Origin of the sequence: Pseudomonas sp. AO-1 (assembly GCF_019775695.1) — a bacterium.
Taxonomy (GTDB): Bacteria; Pseudomonadota; Gammaproteobacteria; order Pseudomonadales; family Pseudomonadaceae; genus Aquipseudomonas; species Aquipseudomonas parakoreensis.
Map to the genome: position 1 here is coordinate 5,676,876 of NZ_CP079947.1, position 21,246 is coordinate 5,698,121.

Annotated in this window: 18 protein-coding genes and 3 tRNA genes; 2 read left to right on the forward strand and 19 right to left on the reverse strand. The window is 58.9% G+C overall.

The genetic code is table 11. The features are described 5' to 3' along the window. Positions 1–121 precede the first annotated feature (121 nt). The 4 genes from KVQ82_RS25950 to KVQ82_RS25965 form a co-directional block, all read right to left on the reverse strand. Positions 122–2,152, reverse strand: a complete 2,031-nt coding sequence (locus tag KVQ82_RS25950) for a methyl-accepting chemotaxis protein (protein WP_222016596.1) — start codon at positions 2,150–2,152, stop codon at positions 122–124. A gap of 265 nt (positions 2,153–2,417) precedes the next feature. After that, complete coding sequence (ampE, locus tag KVQ82_RS25955) at positions 2,418–3,257, reverse strand: regulatory signaling modulator protein AmpE (protein WP_222016598.1); 840 nt, start codon at positions 3,255–3,257, stop codon at positions 2,418–2,420. After that, complete coding sequence (gene ampD, locus KVQ82_RS25960; protein WP_222016599.1) at positions 3,254–3,814, reverse strand: 1,6-anhydro-N-acetylmuramyl-L-alanine amidase AmpD; 561 nt, start codon at positions 3,812–3,814, stop codon at positions 3,254–3,256. Before ampD ends, ampE begins: the two co-directional genes overlap by 4 nt. Positions 3,815–3,878: 64 nt before the next feature. Continuing rightward, entirely contained in the window at positions 3,879–6,062 is a 2,184-nt protein-coding gene (locus KVQ82_RS25965) for a DUF1631 domain-containing protein (protein ID WP_222016601.1), read from the reverse strand. Positions 6,063–6,367: 305 nt separating this feature from the next. On the opposite strand from KVQ82_RS25965, the gene nadC reads away from it, so the two are divergent. Beyond that, on the forward strand, positions 6,368–7,216 hold the full coding sequence (nadC, locus tag KVQ82_RS25970) for a carboxylating nicotinate-nucleotide diphosphorylase (protein ID WP_222016603.1): 849 nt from the start codon (positions 6,368–6,370) through the stop codon (positions 7,214–7,216). Between the two features lie 51 nt (positions 7,217–7,267). On the opposite strand, the gene KVQ82_RS25975 is transcribed toward nadC, so the two are convergent. After that, positions 7,268–7,567: a DUF6388 family protein gene (locus KVQ82_RS25975; protein WP_041066817.1), complete on the reverse strand. Its 300-nt coding sequence runs from the start codon at positions 7,565–7,567 to the stop codon at positions 7,268–7,270. Positions 7,568–7,843: 276 nt separating this feature from the next. Between KVQ82_RS25975 and KVQ82_RS25980 the strand changes: the two genes are divergently transcribed. Further along, positions 7,844–8,338 (forward strand): hypothetical protein, encoded by a 495-nt coding sequence (locus KVQ82_RS25980; RefSeq protein ID WP_041066814.1) that lies wholly within the window; start codon positions 7,844–7,846, stop codon positions 8,336–8,338. A 6-nt stretch (positions 8,339–8,344) separates the two neighbouring features. Here KVQ82_RS25980 and KVQ82_RS25985 read toward each other — a convergent pair. From KVQ82_RS25985 to folP, 14 genes are all read right to left on the reverse strand, one after another. Continuing rightward, positions 8,345–8,420, reverse strand: a tRNA-Thr gene (locus KVQ82_RS25985). A 254-nt stretch (positions 8,421–8,674) separates the two neighbouring features. Further along, a complete protein-coding gene (gene pnp, locus KVQ82_RS25990) occupies positions 8,675–10,780 on the reverse strand; it encodes a polyribonucleotide nucleotidyltransferase (protein ID WP_007961443.1) in 2,106 nt (701 codons plus the stop codon). Between the two features lie 193 nt (positions 10,781–10,973). Beyond that, positions 10,974–11,243 (reverse strand): 30S ribosomal protein S15, encoded by a 270-nt coding sequence (gene rpsO, locus KVQ82_RS25995; RefSeq protein ID WP_003221553.1) that lies wholly within the window; start codon positions 11,241–11,243, stop codon positions 10,974–10,976. 141 nt (positions 11,244–11,384) lie between these two features. Beyond that, positions 11,385–12,302: a tRNA pseudouridine(55) synthase TruB gene (gene truB, locus KVQ82_RS26000; protein WP_024011571.1), complete on the reverse strand. Its 918-nt coding sequence runs from the start codon at positions 12,300–12,302 to the stop codon at positions 11,385–11,387. Between the two features lie 4 nt (positions 12,303–12,306). After that, positions 12,307–12,705: a 30S ribosome-binding factor RbfA gene (gene rbfA / locus KVQ82_RS26005; protein WP_007961438.1), complete on the reverse strand. Its 399-nt coding sequence runs from the start codon at positions 12,703–12,705 to the stop codon at positions 12,307–12,309. A gap of 160 nt (positions 12,706–12,865) precedes the next feature. Then, positions 12,866–15,385 carry a translation initiation factor IF-2 gene (gene infB / locus KVQ82_RS26010; protein WP_041066807.1) on the reverse strand — a complete coding sequence of 840 codons (2,520 nt, stop codon included), beginning with the start codon at positions 15,383–15,385 and terminating at the stop codon, positions 12,866–12,868. A 27-nt stretch (positions 15,386–15,412) separates the two neighbouring features. After that, positions 15,413–16,894 carry a transcription termination factor NusA gene (nusA, locus tag KVQ82_RS26015; protein WP_003221546.1) on the reverse strand — a complete coding sequence of 494 codons (1,482 nt, stop codon included), beginning with the start codon at positions 16,892–16,894 and terminating at the stop codon, positions 15,413–15,415. Between the two features lie 47 nt (positions 16,895–16,941). Continuing rightward, positions 16,942–17,400, reverse strand: coding sequence for a ribosome maturation factor RimP (gene rimP, locus KVQ82_RS26020; protein WP_007973115.1), 459 nt, complete (start codon positions 17,398–17,400; stop codon positions 16,942–16,944). Positions 17,401–17,538: 138 nt separating this feature from the next. Further along, positions 17,539–17,615, reverse strand: a tRNA-Met gene (locus KVQ82_RS26025). A gap of 97 nt (positions 17,616–17,712) precedes the next feature. Then, positions 17,713–17,798, reverse strand: a tRNA-Leu gene (locus KVQ82_RS26030). A 22-nt stretch (positions 17,799–17,820) separates the two neighbouring features. Further along, on the reverse strand, positions 17,821–18,207 hold the full coding sequence (gene secG, locus KVQ82_RS26035; protein ID WP_027610782.1) for a preprotein translocase subunit SecG: 387 nt from the start codon (positions 18,205–18,207) through the stop codon (positions 17,821–17,823). A gap of 4 nt (positions 18,208–18,211) precedes the next feature. Then, the gene (gene tpiA / locus KVQ82_RS26040; protein WP_008088336.1) at positions 18,212–18,967 is read right to left on the reverse strand and encodes a triose-phosphate isomerase; all 756 of its coding nucleotides are present in this window, start codon (positions 18,965–18,967) and stop codon (positions 18,212–18,214) included. Between the two features lie 65 nt (positions 18,968–19,032). Beyond that, positions 19,033–20,370 (reverse strand): phosphoglucosamine mutase, encoded by a 1,338-nt coding sequence (glmM, locus tag KVQ82_RS26045; RefSeq protein ID WP_108181643.1) that lies wholly within the window; start codon positions 20,368–20,370, stop codon positions 19,033–19,035. Between the two features lie 16 nt (positions 20,371–20,386). After that, positions 20,387–21,238, reverse strand: a complete 852-nt coding sequence (gene folP, locus KVQ82_RS26050; protein ID WP_108181642.1) for a dihydropteroate synthase — start codon at positions 21,236–21,238, stop codon at positions 20,387–20,389. Positions 21,239–21,246: the final 8 nt, after the last annotated feature.

The following is a 21,246-nucleotide window of genomic DNA, read 5'->3' on the forward strand; positions in this document are numbered from 1 at the left end:
CATCCCCGATGGACTGCGCAGCAGTCCCTGATCACTTACAGGCTTGGAGCGGGACGCAGAGCGTCCCATCGGGGATGAATCCCCTCCCTACAGGTTTTCTGCCAAGGGGGCGCGGCAGGATTCAGACGCGGAACGCGCTGATCAGTTGTTTGAGTTCCACCACCTGCGCCGACAGTGCCCGGCTGGCATCCTCGGTCTGATGCGCACCTTGGGCCGTGCGTTCACCGGCGCGGTTGATCTCGACGATGTTCTGGTCGATGTCGTGCGCGACGGCGGTCTGCTGCTCCACGGCAGCGGCGATCTGCTGGTTCTGATCGACGATCATGCCTACCGCCCCCAGGATGTTTTCCAACGCCTGCTGGACCTTTTCCGACTGCCCGACCGTGCCGTTGGCCATCTGATGGCTGACGCCCATGGCTTTCACCGCCGCGCCGACGCCGCCATGCAGCTTGGCGATCATCTGTTCGATTTCTTCGGTCGATTGCTGAGTGCGTTTGGCCAACGTACGCACTTCATCTGCCACCACGGCGAAGCCACGGCCCTGCTCGCCGGCACGAGCCGCTTCGATGGCCGCGTTAAGCGCCAGCAGATTGGTCTGCTCGGCAATGCTCTTGATCACTTCCAGCACGCGGCTGATCGACTGGCTGTCGCTGGCCAACTGATTGATCACCAGCACCGATTGGTCGATCTCGCTGGCCAACGCGGCAATGCTGCCCTGCTGCGACTCCACCAGTGTGCGGCCACTGACGGTTTCATCGTTGACGCTGTGCGCACTGCTCACCGCTGCCGCTGCGCTGCGTGCAACTTCCAGCGAGGTCGCCGACATCTGATTCATCGCGGTCGCGACTTGCTCGATCTGCGTGCGCTGCCCGGCCACCGCCTGATTGCTTTGCGCGGAGACGTTTTCCACCTGCCCGGCCTGGCGCTCGACCTCGGCCACGGTATGGCCGACCCGTTCGATCAAGTCGTGGATCTTCCTTACGGTGCCGTTGAACACCTCGCCCAGCTCGCCGAGTTCATCGCGGCTGCTGGCCTTGAAATTGACCGTCATGTCACCGGCCGCGACCTTGTCCATCATCGCGCCCAAACGCTTGAGCGTGGTGCGGGTCGAGGCGTAGAAACCCGCGTAGAGATAGAAAATCAGCACGAACACCACCGACAACGCCACCGCCTGCAACACCATGTGCGTGCGGTTTTGCGCCAGGCGCTGCTGCAGTTGGGTATCGAGAAATTTCAGGGTCGCGTCATTGAGCTGGTAGGTCTGTGCCATCAGCCCGGTGACTTGGTCGTAAAACGCCTGCCACGGAGTATCGAGGGTTTCGGCCACCACGACTTTCGCTTCAAACAGTTCACTGGCCTGTTTGAGCGAGGTCTTGCTGCTGTCGGACGGCGCGCTGAGGCTGGCGCGCGCGGCTTTGCTGGAGTCGAGGGCGTCTGCCAGTTTCAGCGCGTATTCAGCCTGGAGCTTTTCGATCTGCGCCAGCAACTCGTCGAAACGGCTGCTCGACGAACTGTTGAGAAAACCCTGCCCCAACGAATACGAACCGATGGCCCGACCTTCGCCGAGAGTCTGGGTCACAGCCGGAGTAATATTGGTGAGCAGCTCGCTGAGCTGGCGGATGTCGCTCTGGTTGTCACGGCTCAAACCGGCCTGACTGGCGATGATCTGGCTGAAAATCTGCGCGTTGCCGAGCAGCTTGCCGATCAATGCGCTTTTGCTTTGCAGGGAGCTTTCCACCTGTTGGGCCTTGAACGCGCTGATCATCTCATCGCGTTTGCCGTCGAACAGTTTGATCTGTTCGGGATCGTCAGTCATCGCCTGCAGACCTTGCAAGCGCGCCAGCACGGCTTGGTCCAGGCTGCTGATCTGCGCCTCGAGGTTGTCGGCCTTGCCGGACTGCCCGAGGACAACGTTGATCTGCACCAGATTATTCAGCGTTTCCATATCCCGGCGCAGGCTCAGGCTGCTGCCCAGCAGATCGAGGCTCTGCAATTCGACCCGGGTTCCCTGAAATTCGCGGTAGGAATCGCGCACCAGGTAGAAATTGGTCACCAGCATCGGCACCAGGAACAGCACGCTGATCAAGCTGAACTTCATGCCGAAGCTCAGACGGTTCATCAGCGAGACGGCGGGATAGAGCAAGCTCTTCACTGGAAGTCTCCCTTGGTTTTTCTTGTTTTTATTGGCAGGCGCGGGGCGACAGCAGATAGCCACTATCGGGCGCTGTCTCTGTATAGCTCAAATCGGGGAGAGGTTTTGTAACTTAAGGTTAACGACTACGCTGCGCCGGTCACTGACCTGTGGCGAGGGGATTTATCCCCGATGGGCTGCGCAGCAGCCCCATTAAGATATTGGGGCCGCTGCGCGCCCCATCGGGGATAAATCCCCTCACCACAATGAATTTCACGGGCTAGTATCAGTGAATCAACACTGTCCACAAGGCAAACCCGGCATACCACAGCACCGCCGCGCGCAGCAGCAGTTCCCACAGGCAATCGAGGGTATTGATACCTTCAGGGCCGACCACCGGCGGCGGGATCTCGCCTGCTGCCAGGCCGACCTTGTTGATCAGATGCGCGGCGCTGATGTTCCAGTTCAACAGCTCGTGCAACATCACCCGGCTGACCGCGACGAAGTTGCCGACCAGTGCAAGGCTGGCAGCCAGCAGGCGCACCGACAACCAGTCAAAGGCGTGACGTAACTGGCCGGCACGTTCGGCGAGCGCCGGGTTCTGGCTGTTTTCTTCGGCCAATGCCAGCAAGCGATAAGCCAGCGCCGCGACCGGACCGAGCACGAAGTACCAGAAAATCACCGCGAAAAAGCTCTGATAGGCCTGCCACAGCAAGTGACTCTGGACCTGTTCCAGCAATTGCTCACCGCTGTCGGCACAGATATCCAGATCACGCTTGGCCACATGCGCGGCCGCTTGCAGGTCTTCACGCCGCCAGGCGTCACGGAACGGCCCGAGTCCTCCGAGCAGATCACCGCGGCCCAAGGCGTAAATCACCACCACCAAATGCACCGGCAAGGCCAGCAAGCCGTATGCGACGGGTTCCAGTACCAGCAGCAACAAGCCGAGCAGCGCCACCGGCAGCAACACCAGAATGGTCAGCACCAGCCACGGTCGATTCGACAATCGTGGGCTGCTTTCGAGTTTGTGCAGCTCGCGGATCCATCCGCCATCGCGTTGAACCCGATGGCGCAAGGCCGAGAACTTCTCGATCCAGACCGCCAGCAGTAACACCAGAAAACTCATTGTCCTTCCTCTTGTGCCAGGGCTGCGCGGTAACGCGCCCAGTCGAATGCCGGGCCAGGATCGGTCTTGCGCCCGGGTGCGATGTCGCTGTGCCCGCAGATACGGGCGCCGGTGATGGCCGGAAATGCGGTTTGCAGCTGACGCGTCAGCGTGATCAGCGCCTGATACTGCGCATCGGTAAAGGGCAGATCATCGGTGCCTTCGAGCTCGATGCCCACGGAAAAATCATTACAGGTTTCCCGGCCTTCGAACTTCGACACGCCCGCATGCCACGCCCGCTCAAGACAGGAGACAAACTGGGTGACGCGGCCGTCACGTTCGATCAGAAAATGCGCCGAGACGCGCAGGTCGGCAATCCCTGCAAAATAGGGATGCTCGGTGACATCCAGACGATTCTGGAAAAATTCCTGCACCTTGCCGGTGGCGAACTGCGCCGGCGGCAGGCTGATGTTGTGGATCACCAACAGGGAGATTTCGCCCGCAGGGCGTTCATTGAAGTTGGGCGATGGGCAGACCTGCACCCCGTGACACCACCCGCTAGCGGGATCCAACTGCATACCGATTCCTTCAACGCCGACTGTGTTGGCGCCCAGTATGCCGTGATCGGCCCCCGGCGCGCGATCACTTGCCGCGATTGAGGCGCCGCAGATTGCCGAGCACCGACTCCAGCGCCCGATCAAACAGCAAGGTGTCATCCAGCGCCCGCACCGCGCCCCGGCGGAATTCAAGGGCCAGATCGACGCGGCTGCGCTCCAGCACTTTCATCCCGGTACGGTCGACAAACACGTATTTGCCGGTGGCTTCGATGACCGCCGCGAGCTTGCAGCGCAGGCTGTGCTCGTCGTCTTCCTGGAAGGCGACCCAACTGCCCAGACGCAGTTGCTCCACCTGACGCAGGCCGGGGTCGTCGTGCGCAAGGCCGCTGGTATTCAGGCCGATCGCGCCCTCATCGGCGCTGCGCAGGGTAATGTGCTGCGACACTTCAACCAGCGCCGGCGCATCGGTTGGCGGCTCGGTTGAGGGCTCAAGCACCCGCACATGCAGCGCTTCCAGCTCGCTGAAAAATTCGCTGGTGGCGAACGGATCGAACGCCGAACTGCTCAGGCCATCACGCAATGATTTGAGCAAACCGGGCACCAGCGCCAGCAATCGCAGACCGGCGTCCACCTCGTCATGACGCTGCACGCTCCAGATCAATTGTTCCATGGTCTGGACATCGGCCTGCCATTCAGCCGACTGGTCGCCATGCTTGAGGCACGTCAGCAGCAGTACTTTGCTCCACGCATCACGCACGAACATTACCACCGAAGGCGGCAGGACTTTCCCCAGCAGCGCCAGATTCAACACCTGCTCGACCCGCTGCCGGGCCAACTCGGTTTTCGCTCGCCCCTCCTCGGCATCGCGCAAACGCTGCTCAAGCAATTCGCTGCGCCGCCGCTCATCGCTGGTGAAGGCGAGGAAGTCTGCGAGCAATTCGGAGAAGATCGCCGGGTCGTCAACGAACTCGGTGAGCAGGCGCTGCACCACTTGTTCAATGCGCAGATACAAGCTGTCACGCGCTTCGCCGCTGCAATCGCCCCAGCCCATGGCGGCATCGGCGATCTCATTGAGCAGGCGTCGCGCCGGGTGGCTGCCGCGACTGAAGAAGCTTTTGTCGAGCACCGCCACTTTGAGCATCGGAATCTGCAGACGGGCGATCAACGCCTTGAGCGAATCCGGCAGGTTAGGGTCTTCGAGGATGCAGTCGAAGACCATCGCAATCAGATTGATCACGTCTTCATCCGCACCGTCGACGATGCGCGATTTGCCGCTCCTGACGCTGACCCGCGTCAGCAATTGTTCGAGCTGGTTGCGCAGGTCGAAGTCATCCTGCGCCGCCAGCGCCGGGACGTATTGCTGCAGATGCGAGAGCAGGCGCAGCAGATCGCGGGTACTGATCGGCTGCGTCGCGACGCTCGGCTCCAGGGTCGGCGCGACGCTGCCGCGCACGTGCCGGAGCAACTCCTGCAACGCGGCGAAAACTTCCTGTACGCCTTCGTCGGCGGGAGCCGGCTCATCGCTTTCTTCGCTGCTGATGCTCGCTGCCGCACGCTCGATCGCGCGACGCGCAGGTGCCGGTTTCAACTCGGGCAGCACGCCAGTGGCGACCAGCAATTGATTGGCCTCGGCGTACAACGGCTCGGTGTCGGCCAGTACGTAGCGTTCGAACAGTTTGAGCAAGATCAGCTTGACCTTGATCTCCACCCCCAGGTTGCGCCCGGCTTGCAGAAAAAACTCGCAGAGCATCGTCGGGCCGAGCGGGTTGTGCTGGTTGTCGAAATTCTTGCCCAGCAACACGTTGAGCCGCGCGGTCAGTTGATCGAGGGCAAAGCCGTCACGCTTGAGCACCCGACCGTCCATGGTCTCGACCGCTACATTGCGCTCCATGTCGTCGGTGCGCGGTGCCGACTCTTCGAACATCAACGAATCGGGCAACGTGTGCTGAACGGGGTCGTACTGGATGAGGGCGACGAATGCTTCAAAAAATTGTTCGAGAAACCCGCGCTCGATGTTTTTGCGTTTGAGGCGCAGGTCGCGCATGGCTTCGAAAAAGATGTTCTGTTCGACATCGTTGCGCGCCCGGTCGGCCATTTCGAACAGGGTGTCGTCGGCGTTATCGAACAACTCCTGCAAACCGTGGCGCAGTTGCTGGGCCGCCTTGTCGCGGACCTGAAGCAGAATCACAGGCAGGCGGGCGAGCGGCGAGTGATTCGCCTGATCGGTAGCGGCCTTGTGCAAAGGCACTACATTCCCGTCGTTGTGCATCCAAGCCTCCTGAAACGGTGATTCCACTGGGCAGTTACCGCGCAATTCCCTGTGGGAGCGGGCTCGCTCTCACATCAGCGTCAAAGCCATGACGTCAAATGCAAGGCGGATTATCTTGCAAAACTTGTCGCGGGCGCTATAGCCGTCAGGGTTTCCCCTATGCCTGCAACACCTTCCAGTGACCACGAGAAGCGCTGCTTTGCTCACAGAAAATCGACCAGTTGCAGTCTGCCACGCGCGTTCTCGCCTTGGGTTGGCTCTCGCCATGCCCCTATAATCGGCGCACTTAGTTTGTGGAGCCCGTTATGCCGAATCTACGTCTCGCCGATCTGCCCGCCGAAATCGAAGCCAACGTGCGCCGCGCGTTGCTCGAAGACGTCGGCAGCGGCGACATCACCGCGCAACTGATCCCGGCCGAACGTCTGGCCAAAGCCACCATTATTACTCGCGATGAGGCCGTCATCTGCGGCACGGCGTGGGTCGACACGGTGTTTCGCCAGCTCGATCCGCGCGTCGCGGTGCATTGGCAGGTGCGGGATGGCGAACGGGTCAAACCCAATCAGCCGCTGTTTCACCTGGAAGGCCCGGCGCGTTCGTTGCTGACGGGCGAGCGCAGCGCGCTGAACTTCCTGCAACTGCTGTCCGGCGTGGCGACGCGTGCGCAGTACCTGGCGGACTTCGTGGCCCAGACCCAGGTCAAGCTGCTGGATACCCGCAAGACACTGCCAGGCCTGCGTCTGGCGCAGAAATACGCAGTGACCTGCGGCGGCTGCCACAACCACCGCATCGGCCTCTACGACGCGTTCCTGATCAAGGAAAACCACATCGCCGCCAGCGGCGGCATTGCGCAGGCCATCGCCGCCGCGCACAAGATCGCGCCGGGCAAACCGGTGGAAGTCGAAGTGGAAAGTCTGGAAGAGCTGAAAGAAGCGCTGACAGCCGGCGCCGACATCATCATGCTCGACGAGTTGAGTCTGGATGACATGCGCGAAGCCGTGCGCCTGAACGACGGCAAGGCCAAACTGGAAGCCAGTGGCGGCATCAACGAAAGCACGCTGCTGCCGATCGCCGAGACCGGGGTGGATTACATCTCGATCGGTGCGATGACCAAGGATGTGAAGGCAGTGGACCTGTCGATGCGTCTGAGCCTCTGAGGCCCTCACGCCACAAAAAACGCCAGCCCGGTTAAGGCTGGCGTTTTTGTTTCAGACCACCAGATTGTTCATCTCGCAGTACTCTTCCCAATCGACGCCCAACACTTCGGCCGCCTCCTTGTGCAGTTCCAGACGCTTGGCCTCAAACTCTTCAGGGGTGCTGGTGTACTTGAGCGTCAACTCCCACGGCTGCAAGCCCTGGGCCTCGGCTTCGTCCTCGAACGCCCACTGGATCTGGTCCTTCTGCTCATCAGGACTCAGGTCCTTGATCTCTTCCAGCAGTTGGGGCGCGTCGAGCTTGTATTTCTCCAGCGCTTGTTCGTGACGTTGCTCTTGAGTTAATTCGGTCATGGCGTTCTCGCTGATCGTAAGAATGGAGGATGGATCTGGATCATCAAGGATCTCTCTGACGCGGATTGTCCGGCCTTCGGAACCATTCGGGATCATCTGAAAACTGCTAAGCGATGCTCATGCAGGCACCGAATATAGGACGTTTGCATGACGAATTACACGGCTCTTTACATCTCTTTCACAAAAACTTGACCTGCGGAACATAAATCCGGATTTTGAGTCATAGCGATGTGCCACTTCGGCACTCACTCTTGCTGTTCACAAGGAAAACCAGTGATGCGCAGCTTTTCGAAGATTTGTTCCGTTGTGTCTGCCAGTGCCTTGCTCGCCGCCATGCTGTTGCCGGCCAGCGCCATGGCGCTTGAATTGAGCAACAGCAGCTCATCCTATGGCGACAAGGTTTCGCTGATTCACAATGACTACGGCAAGGATGTTGTCATCAAAAGCGATATCAGCATTGATGAACTGCAAAAGATCCGCGATACCGTCCGCGATCAGTCACGCCAGATTGAAGAACTCAAACGCAGCAGCGGTTCGAGTTCGAACTCCAGCAGCAAGGAAATCGATGACCTGAAGAGCAAGGTCAAGGATCAGGACCGGCAACTGGATACCCTCGGACGCCAGGTCGAAGACCTCAAGCGCAACAGCGGCTCGAGCTCGAATTCCGCCAGCAGCGAGATTTCCAGCCTGAAGCAGAAAATCAACGATCAGGATCGCGCCATGGAACAACTCAAACGAACCGTCGAGGATCTGAGCCGCAAGGTGAAATAAGGGAAGTGGTGCCCGAGACAGGAATCGAACCTGCGACCTTCGCGTTACGAGTGCGCTGCTCTACCGGCTGAGCTACACGGGCGGTGGGCTAAACCTAGCACCGGTCTCGGGCTGCGGCAAATTTGAGCATGTTTCTGCTGATTATCACTTGTGGCGAGGGAGCTTGCTCCCGCTGGGTTGCGGAGCGACCCCATGCTTTCTGAGGCTGATTTTTACGACTGCTGCGCAGCCGAGCGGGAGCAAGCTCCCTCGCCACAAATGCGTTTATGGCAGACAAAAAAATGCCCCGCCGTTTTCACGGCGGGGCATTTTCATTGCGCTAAAGCTGGGGGCTGATTAAACGCCCGAAGCCTTGGCCGCTGCCACGTCTTTGATGGACAGCTTGATACGGCCGCGGTTGTCCACGTCCAGTACCAGCACTTCCACTTCCTGACCTTCTTTCAGGATGTCGGTGACTTTCTCTACGCGAGCGTCGCTCAGCATCGAGATGTGCACCAGACCGTCCTTGCCCGGCAGGATGTTGACGAATGCGCCGAAGTCGACAATGCGCTCAACCTTGCCGACGTAGATCTTGCCGATTTCAGCTTCTGCAGTGATGCTCAGAACGCGCTGGCGAGCAGCTTCTGCGGCATCCTTGGTTTCGCCGAAGATCTTGATCGAACCGTCGTCTTCGATGTCGATCGAAGCCTTGGTTTCTTCGCAGATCGCACGGATGGTCGCGCCACCTTTACCGATAACGTCACGGATCTTGTCGGTATCGATCTTCATCGCGATCATGGTCGGCGCGTTGGCCGACAGCTCGGTACGCGACTGACCGATGATCTGGTTCATCTGGCCGAGGATGTTCAGGCGCGCTTCCAGGGCCTGGCCCAGAGCGATTTCCATGATCTCTTCGGTGATGCCCTTGATCTTGATGTCCATCTGCAGCGCAGTAACGCCTTTGGCGGTACCGGCTACTTTGAAGTCCATGTCGCCCAGGTGGTCTTCGTCACCCAGGATGTCGGTCAGGACGGCGAATTTCTCGCCTTCTTTGACCAGACCCATGGCGATACCGGCAACCGGCGCCTTCATTGGCACACCAGCGTCCATCAGGGCCAGGGAAGCGCCGCAAACGGAAGCCATCGAGCTCGAACCGTTGGATTCGGTGATTTCCGAAACCACACGGATGGTGTACGGGAACACGTCAGCGGCTGGCAGCATGGCCGAAACCGAACGACGGGCCAGACGGCCGTGACCGATTTCACGACGACCAGCGCCACCCATGCGACCACACTCGCCCACCGAGAACGGAGGGAAGTTGTAGTGCAGCATGAACGGGTCTTTTTTCTCGCCTTCCAGGGTGTCCAGCAGCTGTGCGTCACGGGCAGTACCCAGCGTCGCGACTACCAGAGCCTGGGTTTCGCCACGGGTGAACAGCGCCGAACCGTGAGTCTTAGGCAGAACGCCGACTTCGATGTTCAGCGGACGTACGGTGCGGGTGTCGCGGCCGTCGATACGTGGCTTGCCGTTAACGATGTTTTCGCGAACGGTGCGGTATTCGATTTCGCCGAAAGCGGCTTTGACGTCAGCAGCAGAAGGCTGGCCTTCTTCGCCGGACAGCTTGGCAACGACCTGGTCTTTCAGCTCGCCCAGACGTGCGTAGCGGTCAGCCTTGACGGTGATGGTGTAAGCCTGGGAGATCGCTTCGCCGAACTCGGCACGGATCGCGCCCAGCAGTTCGGTGGCTTCTGGAGCAGGCGCCCAGGTCCAGGTTGGCTTGGCAGCTTCAGCGGCCAGTTCCTTGACGGCGTTGATCACCACCTGGAACTCGTCGTGAGCAAACAGTACCGCGCCCAGCATCTGGTCTTCGGTCAGCTCTTTGGCTTCCGATTCAACCATCAGTACGGCGTCGGAGGTGCCGGCAACGACCATGTCCAGGCTCGAAGCAGCTTGCTGCTCGTAGGTCGGGTTCAGCAGGTAGCCGGTGCTTTCGTGGAAAGCGACGCGAGCGGCGCCGATCGGGCCGTCGAACGGAATACCGGAGATGGCCAGGGCAGCCGAGGTACCGATCATCGCAGCGATGTCCGGATCGGTCTTCTTGCTAGTGGAAACGACGGTGCAGACAACCTGCACTTCGTTCATGAAACCTTCTGGGAACAGCGGACGGATCGGACGGTCGATCAGTCGGGAAGTCAGGGTTTCTTTCTCGGAAGGACGGCCTTCACGCTTGAAGAAACCGCCAGGGATCTTACCGGCAGCGTAAGTTTTTTCCTGGTAGTGAACGGACAGAGGGAAGAAACCCTTGCCTGGATCGGCTTGCTTGGCACCGACTACGGTCACCAATACGCTGACGTCGTCGTCAACGGTGACCAATACTGCGCCGGAGGCCTGACGGGCGATACGGCCAGTCTCGAGGGTAACGGTCGACTGACCGAACTGGAATTTTTTGATTACCGGGTTCACGGTGTCCTACCTTCTTTGTGGCTCTTGGGGGAACTGGTTTCTTGCGAAATTCTTGGGCAATGTCGGGAATCGGCCCGCTGACTGTCCGGGTAAAACGGTAGTGCAGATAAAACTTGAGGCTGGGAGCCTGCCAGCCACCAGCGGAAAACCGCCGATGCCTGACAGACAACCAACCTCATAGCGCAATCGCTGATTAGCGACGCAGACCCAGGCGGCCGATCAGAGCGCTGTAACGGCTCAGATCCTTGCCTTTCAGGTAGTCCAGCAGCTTGCGACGCTGGTTTACCATGCGGATCAGACCACGACGGGAGTGGTGGTCTTTACCGTTGGCCTTGAAGTGACCTTGCAGTTTGTTGATGTTGGCGGTCAGCAGTGCAACTTGCACTTCTGGCGAACCAGTATCACCAACAGCTTGCTGGTAGTCGGCAACGATTTGAGCTTTTTCTTGAACGTCGAGAGCCATGAGGCAATCCTTTTATCAGGAAACTGTTTCAAAAACAGTTTCAACAGGCCAGGGACAAATCCCTGTATCTATAAATGAGTAGTGACCGTGCCTGTTGACAGCCACACTCGCCGGCCTGCTGTTACACAGACCGGTTTCCGGTCATTCTGACCGAATCAGTCGACGCGGCGCGATGCGCCCGTCTTCGCTCACTTCACCGATACCGATGAAGCGACCGTTGTGATCCTGTACCCGTACCATGCCGAACTTCGGCGCATCCGGGGCACGTACTGGCTGGCCGTTGAGCCAGTAGAACGCACTCGCTTCGGAGAAGTGCAGCAGCGGCCAATCCTGCAGGCCGCTGTCCGATGGCATCAGGAAACGGTCGACCGCTTCGTTGCCGCCTTCGGCATGTACCGCTTCCAGCTCTTCGAGGGTCACGGTCTGCGCCAGGGTGAAAGGCCCGGCCTGGGTACGACGCAGTTCAGCGACGTACGCACCACAACCGAGTTGCTCACCGATATCCTCCACCAAAGTGCGAATATAGGTGCCCTTGCTGCAATCCACCGCAAGACGCGCAGTATCGCCTTCGAAGGCCAGCAATTCCAAGCGCGCAATAGTAACAGAACGCGGTTCGCGCTCCACTACTTCGCCTGCACGAGCCAGCTTGTACAACGGCTGACCATCACGCTTGAGTGCCGAGTACATCGGCGGTATCTGACTGATTTGCCCGCGAAATTTCGGCAGAACCGCTTCGACATCGGCGCGACCAACGGTCACCGGGCGCTCCTGCAAAACCTCACCCTCAGCGTCCGCCGTGGTGGTGGTCTTGCCCAGTTGCGCGAGGGTTTCGTAACCCTTGTCGGAATCGAGCAGGTATTGCGAGAACTTGGTTGCTTCGCCAAAGCACAGCGGCAATACACCGGTGGCCAACGGGTCGAGACTGCCGGTGTGACCGGCCTTCTCGGCGTTGAGCAACCAGCGAACCTTCTGCAACGCGGCGTTGGAGGTGAACCCCAGCGGCTTGTCGAGCAGGATGATACCGCTGACGTTACGACGGATACGTTTGACCTGAGCCACCGAATTACTCCTTGGTGTCTTCAGGTGCCGCAGCCACGTGCTGATTGTCCTCAGCCACGGCGCGCTCGATCAGGGCCGACAGGTGCGCGCCACGCACGACGCTTTCGTCGTAGTGGAAATGCAATTGCGGCACGCTGCGCAGCTTCATTTCACGGGCCAGCTGCATGCGCAGGAAACCTGCGGCAGCGTTGAGCACCTTGATGCTTTGCGCGATGTCTTCGGCGTTGTCCTGCCCCATCACGGTGATGAAGATCTTCGCGTGACCGACGTCACGGCTGACTTCCACAGCAGTAATGGTGACCAGGCCGACGCGCGGGTCTTTGACTTCACGACGGATCAGTTGGGCCAGCTCACGCTGCATCTGATCGCCGATACGTTGGGTACGGCTGTATTCTTTTGCCATGATTTTGTTACCTGTTACTGCCCTACGGTGAAACCCGCAAGGTCTGAAAGCGGCAAACGCCCGGCCTGACAAAAGCCAGACCGGGCGTTGCGTTTAGAGTCCTGACGTCGTGGCGCGCATCTGCATGCGGCGGCTCGGCGTGGCCCTTGAAGTGCGCGAGTCAGAGGCTGCGAGCAACCTGAACCTTCTCGAAGACTTCGATCTTGTCACCGACTTTGACGTCGTTGTAGCTCTTCACGCCGATACCGCATTCCATGCCGGCACGTACTTCGGAAGCGTCATCCTTGAAGCGGCGCAGGGATTCCAGCTCGCCTTCGAAGATAACGATGTCTTCACGCAGTACACGGATCGGACGGTTACGGTGCACAACACCTTCGATCACCATGCAACCGGCGATCGCGCCAAACTTCGGCGAACGGAACACGTCACGAACTTCGGCCACACCCAGGATGTTCTCGCGAACATCGCTGCCGAGCATGCCGGTCAGGGCTTTCTTGACGTCTTCGATGATGTCGTAGATCACGTTGTAGTAACGCATGTCCAGACCTTCCTGCTCGACGATCTTGCGTGCGCCAGCATCGGCACGCACGTTGAAGCCGAACAGTACAGCGTTGGAAGCCAGTGCCAGGTTGGCGTCGGACTCGGTGATACCACCGACACCGCCACCGACCACGCGCACTTGCACTTCGTCGTTGCCCAGGCCGTTCAGAGCGCCCTGCAAAGCTTCCAGCGAACCACGGACGTCGGATTTGAGGACGATGTTGAGCGTCTTCTTCTCTTCCTGGCCCATGTTTTCGAAGATGTTTTCCAGCTTGCCGGCGTGAGCGCGAGCCAGTTTGACTTCGCGGAACTTGCCTTGACGGAACAGAGCCACTTCACGGGCTTTCTTCTCGTCGGCAACCACGCTCATCTCGTCGCCAGCGTCCGGCGTACCGTCAAGACCCAGGATCTCGACCGGAATGGCCGGACCGGCTTCCTTGATTGGCTTGCCGTTCTCGTCGAGCATGGCGCGCACGCGGCCATAGTTCGAGCCGACCAGCACCATGTCGCCTTGACGCAGCGTACCGTCCTGAACCAGAACAGTGGCTACCGGGCCACGACCCTTGTCCAGACGCGATTCGACGACAACACCACGGCCAGGAGCCGATGGGGTGGCGGTCAGTTCGAGCACTTCGGCCTGCAGCAGAACGGCTTCGAGCAGTTCGTCAACGCCGGTACCCATTTTCGCCGAAACCGGTACGAATGGCGTGTCGCCGCCCCAGTCTTCGGAAGTCACGCCGTGAACCGACAGTTCGCTGCGGATGCGATCGAGGTCGGCACCTGGCTTGTCGATCTTGTTCACCGCAACCACCAGAGGAACGCCAGCCGCCTGAGCGTGCTGAACAGCCTCGATGGTTTGCGGCATCACGCCGTCGTCCGCCGCAACCACCAGGATCACGATGTCGGTCGCCTTGGCACCACGGGCACGCATTGCGGTAAATGCAGCGTGACCAGGGGTGTCGAGGAACGTCACCATGCCACGGTCGGTTTCAACGTGGTATGCACCGATGTGCTGGGTAATGCCGCCGGCTTCGCCTGCAGCTACCTTGGCACGACGGATGTAGTCGAGCAGGGAAGTCTTACCGTGGTCAACGTGGCCCATTACGGTCACGACTGGCGCACGGGAAACTGCCTCGCCTTCAAACTTCAGGGACTCGGCCAGGGAATCTTCCAGGGCGGTGTCGCTGACCAGGGTCACTTTGTGGCCCAGCTCTTCAGCTACCAGTTGAGCAGTTTCCTGATCGAGTACCTGGTTGATGGTCGCTGGAGTGCCCAGTTTGAACATGAACTTGATGATTTCAGCAGCCTTGACCGACATCTGCTGGGCAAGATCGCCAACAGTGATGGTCTCGCCGATCTTCACTTCACGCACGACAGGACCGGTAGGGTTCTGGAAACCGTGAGCGTTGCGTTTTTTCAGCTTGGCCTTGCCGCGACCACCACGACGGAAGCCGTCGCTTTCTTCGTCGGTTGTGCGTGGCGCCACACGTGGCGCCGGCGCTTTTTCTTTGACCGATGCGCGATGCGGAGCGTTTTTGCGCTCGCCGTCGCCGCCGCCACGACGACTGTTATCGTCGGCACGTGGTTTGTCCGGACGGCGCTGTTCGTCACGCTTGCGCGTGTCGGCAGCTGGCGCAGCAGCGACAACCGGTGCGGCTTCGCGCACAGGTTCAGCGACTGGCGCAGGTGCTGCAACAGCTTCGGCAGGAGCGCTCGGCGCAGCAGCAGGCTGGCGACGCGCTTCTTCTTCAGCGCGCTGCTTGGCTTCTTCTTCAGCCTTCTGACGGGCAGCATTTTCTACTGCGCGACGCTCTTCCAGTTCACGCTGGCGCTCGGCTTCGATTTCTTCCGGGCTACGCTGTACGAAAACCTTCTTCTTGCGAACTTCTACGCTGATGCTCTTGCTACCAGCCACACGCAGGGTGCTGGTGGTTTTACGCTGCAGCGTGATTTTGCGTGGTTCTTCCACTTTCGCCTTGTGGCTGCTTTTCAAGTGAGTCAGCAGGGATTGCTTCTCACTGTCAGTCACATGTTCTTCGGCGGCGGTGTGCGGCAGACCTGCCTCACGCATCTGCTGCAACAGGCGCTCTACCGGTGTTTTGACCTCATCGGCCAGTTGTTTCACCGTGACTTGCGTCATGCACTTCTCTCCTCAGGCCGCGCCTAATTACTCGAACCAGTGGGCTCGGGCGGCCATGATCAACTTGCCGGCACGATCATCGTCAATGCCGTCGATGTCGAGCAGGTCGTCAATAGACTGCTCGGCCAGGTCTTCGCGGGTAATTACGCCGCGCACCGCCAGTTCCATCGCCAAATCCTTGTCCATACCCTCAAGCGAGAGCAGGTCTTCGGCCGGATGGGCGTCTGCCAGCTTTTCCTCAGTAGCGATGGCTTTGGTCAACAAACGATCCTTGGCACGAGCGCGAAGCTCGTTGACGATGTCTTCGTCAAAGCCGTCGATGTTGAGCATTTCTTCCAACGGTACGTAGGCAATCTCTTCCAGGCTGGTGAAGCCTTCATCTACCAGCACCTGAGCCAGCTCTTCGTCGACTTCCAGCTCGTCGATGAAGTTGCGCAGGATGTCGCCGGTTTCTGCTTGTTGCTTAGCCTGGATGTCCGATTCGGTCATCACGTTCAGGGTCCAGCCTGTCAACTGGCTCGCCAGACGCACGTTCTGACCACCACGACCGATGGCCTGAGCCAGATTGTCTGCGCCAACGGCGATGTCCATGGCATGGGCATCTTCGTCAACGATAATGGCCGCCACTTCTGCCGGCGACATGGCATTGATCACGAACTGCGCCGGGTTATCGTCCCACAGGACGATGTCGACACGCTCGCCACCCAACTCGCCCGACACGGCCTGGACGCGCGAACCGCGCATACCGATGCACGCGCCCTGCGGGTCGATGCGTTTGTCCTTGGAGCGGACAGCGATCTTGGCACGCGAACCCGGATCACGGGACGCCGCCATGACTTCGATCAGGCCTTCGGCGATCTCCGGCACTTCAATGCGGAACAACTCGATCAGCATTTCCGGCGCGGTACGCGACAGGATCAACTGCGGGCCGCGGTTCTCGGTGCGGATTTCCTTGAGCAGTGCGCGCAGGCGCACACCGACACGGAAGGTTTCGCGAGAAATGATGTCTTCACGGGCCAGCAACGCTTCGGCGTTGTTGCCCAGATCGACGATCACGTTGTCACGGGTGACTTTCTTCACGGTGCCGGAGATGATTTCTCCCAGGCGCTCGCGATAGGCGTCGACCACTTGAGCGCGCTCGGCTTCACGGACTTTCTGCACGATGACCTGTTTGGCGGTCTGTGCTGCAATGCGGCCGAACTCGATGGATTCGATCTTTTCTTCGACGACGTCGCCGACCTTGGCGCCCGGATGCGTTTCGGCAACCTTGCTTGGCCAGGTTTCGATCGCAGGATCGTCGAGATCATTCTCTTCGACGACTGTCCAGCGACGGAAAGTCTCGTAGGAACCGGTGTGGCGGTTAATTTCCACACGCAGGTCAACTTCGTCTTCAAAACGCTTTTTGGTAGCAGTGGCCAGAGCCAGCTCCAGCGCTTCAAAAATCACGCTTGCCGGTACACCCTTTTCATTGGATACCGACTCAACAACCAGCAGTACTTCTTTGCTCATCGTACGCCTCGCCTTTCGCAAGCCATTGGATCCGCGGGATCCGCGTCTCAGTCAAAACTGGGAATAATGTTGGCCTTGTCGATCATATCGATCGGCAACAGGAACTCATGGTCTTCTACCTGCACCACGACGTCCTGTTCTTCTACACCGCGCAGAAGGCCCTGAAAGTTGCGTCGACCTTCAAAAGGCGAGCGCAGCTTGATCTTCACTTGTTCACCGGCAAATTTTGCAAACTGCTCAAGAGTGAACAGTGGGCGTTCCATGCCAGGCGAGGAAACTTCGAGGGTGTATTCAACGGAGATCGGATCTTCAACATCCAGGACACCGCTGATCTGACGGCTGACAATGGCGCAATCGTCCACCAGCACGCCACCCTCTTTATCGATATAAACACGCAACATCGAGTGACGACCCTGAGCCGAAAACTCGATACCCCAGCATTCATAGCCTAGGGCCACGACCACCGGGGCCAACAAGGCCTGCAACTCTTCTAGCTTGCTCGACACCTGAACCCCCTCGTGCATGTAAATGCATGCGCTGCAAAATAAAAAAATGGGCGAAACGCCCATCCTTGAAACGCCGTCGAACAGCGGCGCAGAAAGTATCCAGCTAACAAAAAGCCCCTGAAAAGGGGCTCCTTAAACTGGTTGCGGGGGCCGGATTTGAACCGACGACCTTCGGGTTATGAGCCCGACGAGCTACCAGACTGCTCCACCCCGCGACAAAGCTGGGGCGGAAGTATACGACCGATCCCTTATAGGGTCAATGTAACCTTCCACCTGCAAGAAAGCCCGCAACAGCGGGCTCTCCTGACTAATTGGTACCGAGAAGGGGACTCGAACCCCTACACCCTATGGGCACAACCACCTCAAGGTTGCGTGTCTACCAATTCCACCACCTCGGCAAAACTACGTTTGAAACTCTTCTTACTTCTGCTCTTGAGCTGGAGGTACGTCAGTCGCTGGAGTAGCCGACTTTTGCTCTTGAAGCACCGGGACATCATCAGAAGCCGGTTGTTGTTGCTTAGGTACTTCCAACACTGCTGGATCTGGCAAACCTGCTTGAGTCAGCTGATGAGCCTTCTCTTTAGCAAAGTAACCTAACCCCAAGCTGGTTATGAAGAAACCGGCGGCAAGTATAGCAGTAAACTTACTAAGAAAGGTAGAGGAACCTTGGCTTCCGAACACAGTATTTGAAGCACCTGCTCCGAAAGACGCGCCAGCGTCCGCACCCTTACCCTGCTGCAGCAAAACCAGAGCAACTACGCCCAATGCACCCAGCAGATGAAAAACGACTACGACTGTTTCCAGCATTTTTTCAGTTTCCCGCGGCGCGACAAATCGCACCGAACTCATCTGCATTCAGGGAAGCTCCACCAATGAGCCCCCCATCGATATCCGGCATGCCGAACAGTTCGACCGCATTGGCCGCCTTCACGCTGCCGCCGTATAGAAGCCGCACACCTCGCGCGACTTCAGAATTCTCTGCCGCCAACTGCTCTCGAATGGCCTTATGCACATCCTGAGCCTGTTGCGGCGTTGCAGTCAGTCCGGTACCAATGGCCCAGACAGGCTCGTAAGCAATGACTGCCTTGGCAAAGGCACCAACACCCAGCTCCTCTATGATGCTGCCCAGCTGACGCCCGACAACCTCAAGAGTTTTTCCGGCTTCGCGCTGTTCGAGGGTCTCCCCTACACACAACACCGGAATCAAGCCACATGCCTGTGCCGCTGCGAACTTGCGATTCAGCATCCCATCTCGCTCGCCCATTATCTGGCGGCGCTCGGAGTGCCCGACAAGCACCAGGGAACAACCTGCATCCACCAACTGACTAGGAGCAATCTCGCCAGTCAACGCACCTTGCATGGATTCCACCGCAGAATTCTGCGCACCGACCGAAATCGATTTACCTTTCAAGCCATCAATCACTTGATTGATATGCAAGCAAGGCGGGAATACCGCGACATCAACACCGCTTGGCAAGGCCAGATGACGAAGGCCGTTGATCAGCTCAGCGACGCTGGCGCGGGTACCGTGCATCTTCCAGTTACCAGCTACCATAGGGCGACGCATGCTGTACCTCGTCGGTCAAAGTGGGCGCAGATGTTACCCAACACAATCATGGCTGGCAAGCCGAATCAGGCAGAAACTTCAGTTACCAGTTTTGCCAGTTCTTCGGCGTAGCTGCGAACCTGAGTTTCATCCTCGCCTTCGACCATCACACGTACCAATGGCTCTGTGCCGGACTTGCGCAGAAGCACCCGGCCACGACCCGCCATTGCCTGGGTTACACGCGCACTGGCTTCCTTGACAGCCGGGTGCTCAAGCGGACTTTCGCCACCACCGAAGCGCACATTGATCAGTACCTGAGGGCACTTGCGCAAAGCCTGACGCGTTTGCGCAAGACCTTCATTGCGGGTTTTCAGTGCCATCAGCACCTGCAACGCAGCAATGATTGCATCACCTGTAGTGGTGTGATTGAAACAAACGACATGTCCCGAGTTCTCACCACCAACCAGCCAGTTACGTTCCAGCAACTCGGCGATCACATAACGGTCACCGACATTGGCTCGAATGAACGGTATCGAAAGATCTGCCAGTGCGAGCTCAAGCCCCAGATTGCTCATCAGGGTACCGACTACGCCACCCTGCAACTTGCCACGCTCGTGCAGATCACGCGCAATGATGAACAGCAGCTCGTCGCCATCGACAATGGCGCCCGTGTGATCGACCATCAACACCCGGTCACCGTCACCATCAAAGGCGATCCCCAGATCAGCGTGCTCGGCGAGAACAGCGGCCTGCAGCGGCCCCATATGGGTCGAACCGCAATTGTCATTGATGTTCAGGCCATTGGGCTGAGCCGACAGCACGACCACTTCAGCGCCCAACTCACGAAAGACACTAGGAGCAACTTTGTAGGTCGCTCCGTGTGCGCAGTCGATCACAATTTTCAAACCGGAAAAGCTGGTACCGGTAGGCACACTGCTTTTACAGAATTCGATGTAGCGACCCGAGGCGTCGTTGATACGCGACACCTTGCCAATTTTGCTCGACTCAACCACGGTCATCGGGGTATCGAGCAATTCTTCGATCATCAGCTCCAACTCGTCAGGCAGCTTGGTGCCTTTACCCGAGAAGAACTTGATGCCGTTATCGTCATGCGGGTTATGTGAAGCACTGATCACGATCCCGGCTTCGGCTTGAAACGTGCGCGACAGATAGGCAATGGCGGGCGTCGGCATCGGACCAAGCAGCATCACATCGGCGCCCGCCGACGTCAGACCTGCCTCAAGCGCCGATTCGAACATGTAGCCGGAGATTCGCGTGTCCTTGCCAACCAGCACCTTGCACGCGCCCATCTTGCGAAAGGCCATACCGGCCGCCCAGCCGAGCTTGAGCATGAAGTCCGGAGTGATCGGATATTCACCGACGCGGCCACGAATACCGTCAGTACCAAAGTATTTCTTGCTCATAAGTGCTCCATCATTCTTATTCGGCTGATTCCACGGCCGCGAGCATGCGCACCACGTCTACCGTTTCCGCCACATCATGGACGCGCAGGATACGCGCACCTTTCACCGACGCCAGTGCCGCGAGGGCCAGACCGCCATGCAGACGCTCGCCCACGGGGCGATTCAGCGCCTGGCCAATCATGCTTTTGCGCGAGACACCAACCAATAGCGGACGCCCCAGCGCATGCAGGGCTTCCATATGCTTGAACAAGCTTAGATTGTGCTGGAGGGTTTTCGCGAAACCGAAACCGGGATCAAGAATGATCCGCTCTGCAGGTATGCCCACCGCCGCACATTGAGCCATGCGCTCTGCCAGAAACTCTCCCACCTCCCGAGTGACGTCCTGATAGTGCGGATTGTCTTGCATATCACCCGGCTCGCCGAGCATATGCATCAGACAGACCGGCAATCCGGTCGCCGCTGCTGCATCCAGCGCGCCATCGCGGCGCAGCGAACGCACATCATTGATCAACCCGGCGCCCAGGCGCGCTGTTTCACGCATCACGGCAGGTGTCGAAGTATCGACCGAGATGATCACATCCAGCTCGCGATTGATCAGCTCCACGATTGGGGCCACGCGCTCCAGCTCTTCCAGAGGCGAAACCGCGCGCGCGCCAGGCCGGGTCGATTCACCGCCGACATCGATCAGCGTCGCCCCAGCAGCCACCATGGCTGCGGCGTGACGCAAGGCCACGTCGAGCTGATTGTACCGGCCGCCATCGGAGAAGGAATCGGGAGTGACATTGAGAATGCCCATGACATGCGTCTGGGCCAAATCAAGAACCCGGTTGCCGCAAGGCAACCGGGTCAGGGACTGTACAGAAGTCATTTCAAACC

What these genes read in the sequence shown, in the direction of transcription:
- ampE (WP_222016598.1), bottom strand. Translation starts at nt 3,257, where the DNA reads ATGAGTTTTCTGGTGTTACTGCTGGCGGTCTGGATCGAGAAGTTCTCG.
- ampD (WP_222016599.1), bottom strand. Translation starts at nt 3,814, where the DNA reads ATGCAGTTGGATCCCGCTAGCGGGTGGTGTCACGGGGTGCAGGTCTGC.
- KVQ82_RS25965 (WP_222016601.1), bottom strand. Translation starts at nt 6,062, where the DNA reads ATGCACAACGACGGGAATGTAGTGCCTTTGCACAAGGCCGCTACCGAT.
- nadC (WP_222016603.1), top strand. Translation starts at nt 6,368, where the DNA reads ATGCCGAATCTACGTCTCGCCGATCTGCCCGCCGAAATCGAAGCCAAC.
- KVQ82_RS25975 (WP_041066817.1), bottom strand. Translation starts at nt 7,567, where the DNA reads ATGACCGAATTAACTCAAGAGCAACGTCACGAACAAGCGCTGGAGAAA.
- KVQ82_RS25980 (WP_041066814.1), top strand. Translation starts at nt 7,844, where the DNA reads ATGCGCAGCTTTTCGAAGATTTGTTCCGTTGTGTCTGCCAGTGCCTTG.
- rpsO (WP_003221553.1), bottom strand. Translation starts at nt 11,243, where the DNA reads ATGGCTCTCGACGTTCAAGAAAAAGCTCAAATCGTTGCCGACTACCAG.
- rbfA (WP_007961438.1), bottom strand. Translation starts at nt 12,705, where the DNA reads ATGGCAAAAGAATACAGCCGTACCCAACGTATCGGCGATCAGATGCAG.
- infB (WP_041066807.1), bottom strand. Translation starts at nt 15,385, where the DNA reads ATGACGCAAGTCACGGTGAAACAACTGGCCGATGAGGTCAAAACACCG.
- nusA (WP_003221546.1), bottom strand. Translation starts at nt 16,894, where the DNA reads ATGAGCAAAGAAGTACTGCTGGTTGTTGAGTCGGTATCCAATGAAAAG.
- secG (WP_027610782.1), bottom strand. Translation starts at nt 18,207, where the DNA reads ATGCTGGAAACAGTCGTAGTCGTTTTTCATCTGCTGGGTGCATTGGGC.
- tpiA (WP_008088336.1), bottom strand. Translation starts at nt 18,967, where the DNA reads ATGCGTCGCCCTATGGTAGCTGGTAACTGGAAGATGCACGGTACCCGC.
- glmM (WP_108181643.1), bottom strand. Translation starts at nt 20,370, where the DNA reads ATGAGCAAGAAATACTTTGGTACTGACGGTATTCGTGGCCGCGTCGGT.
- folP (WP_108181642.1), bottom strand. Translation starts at nt 21,238, where the DNA reads ATGACTTCTGTACAGTCCCTGACCCGGTTGCCTTGCGGCAACCGGGTT.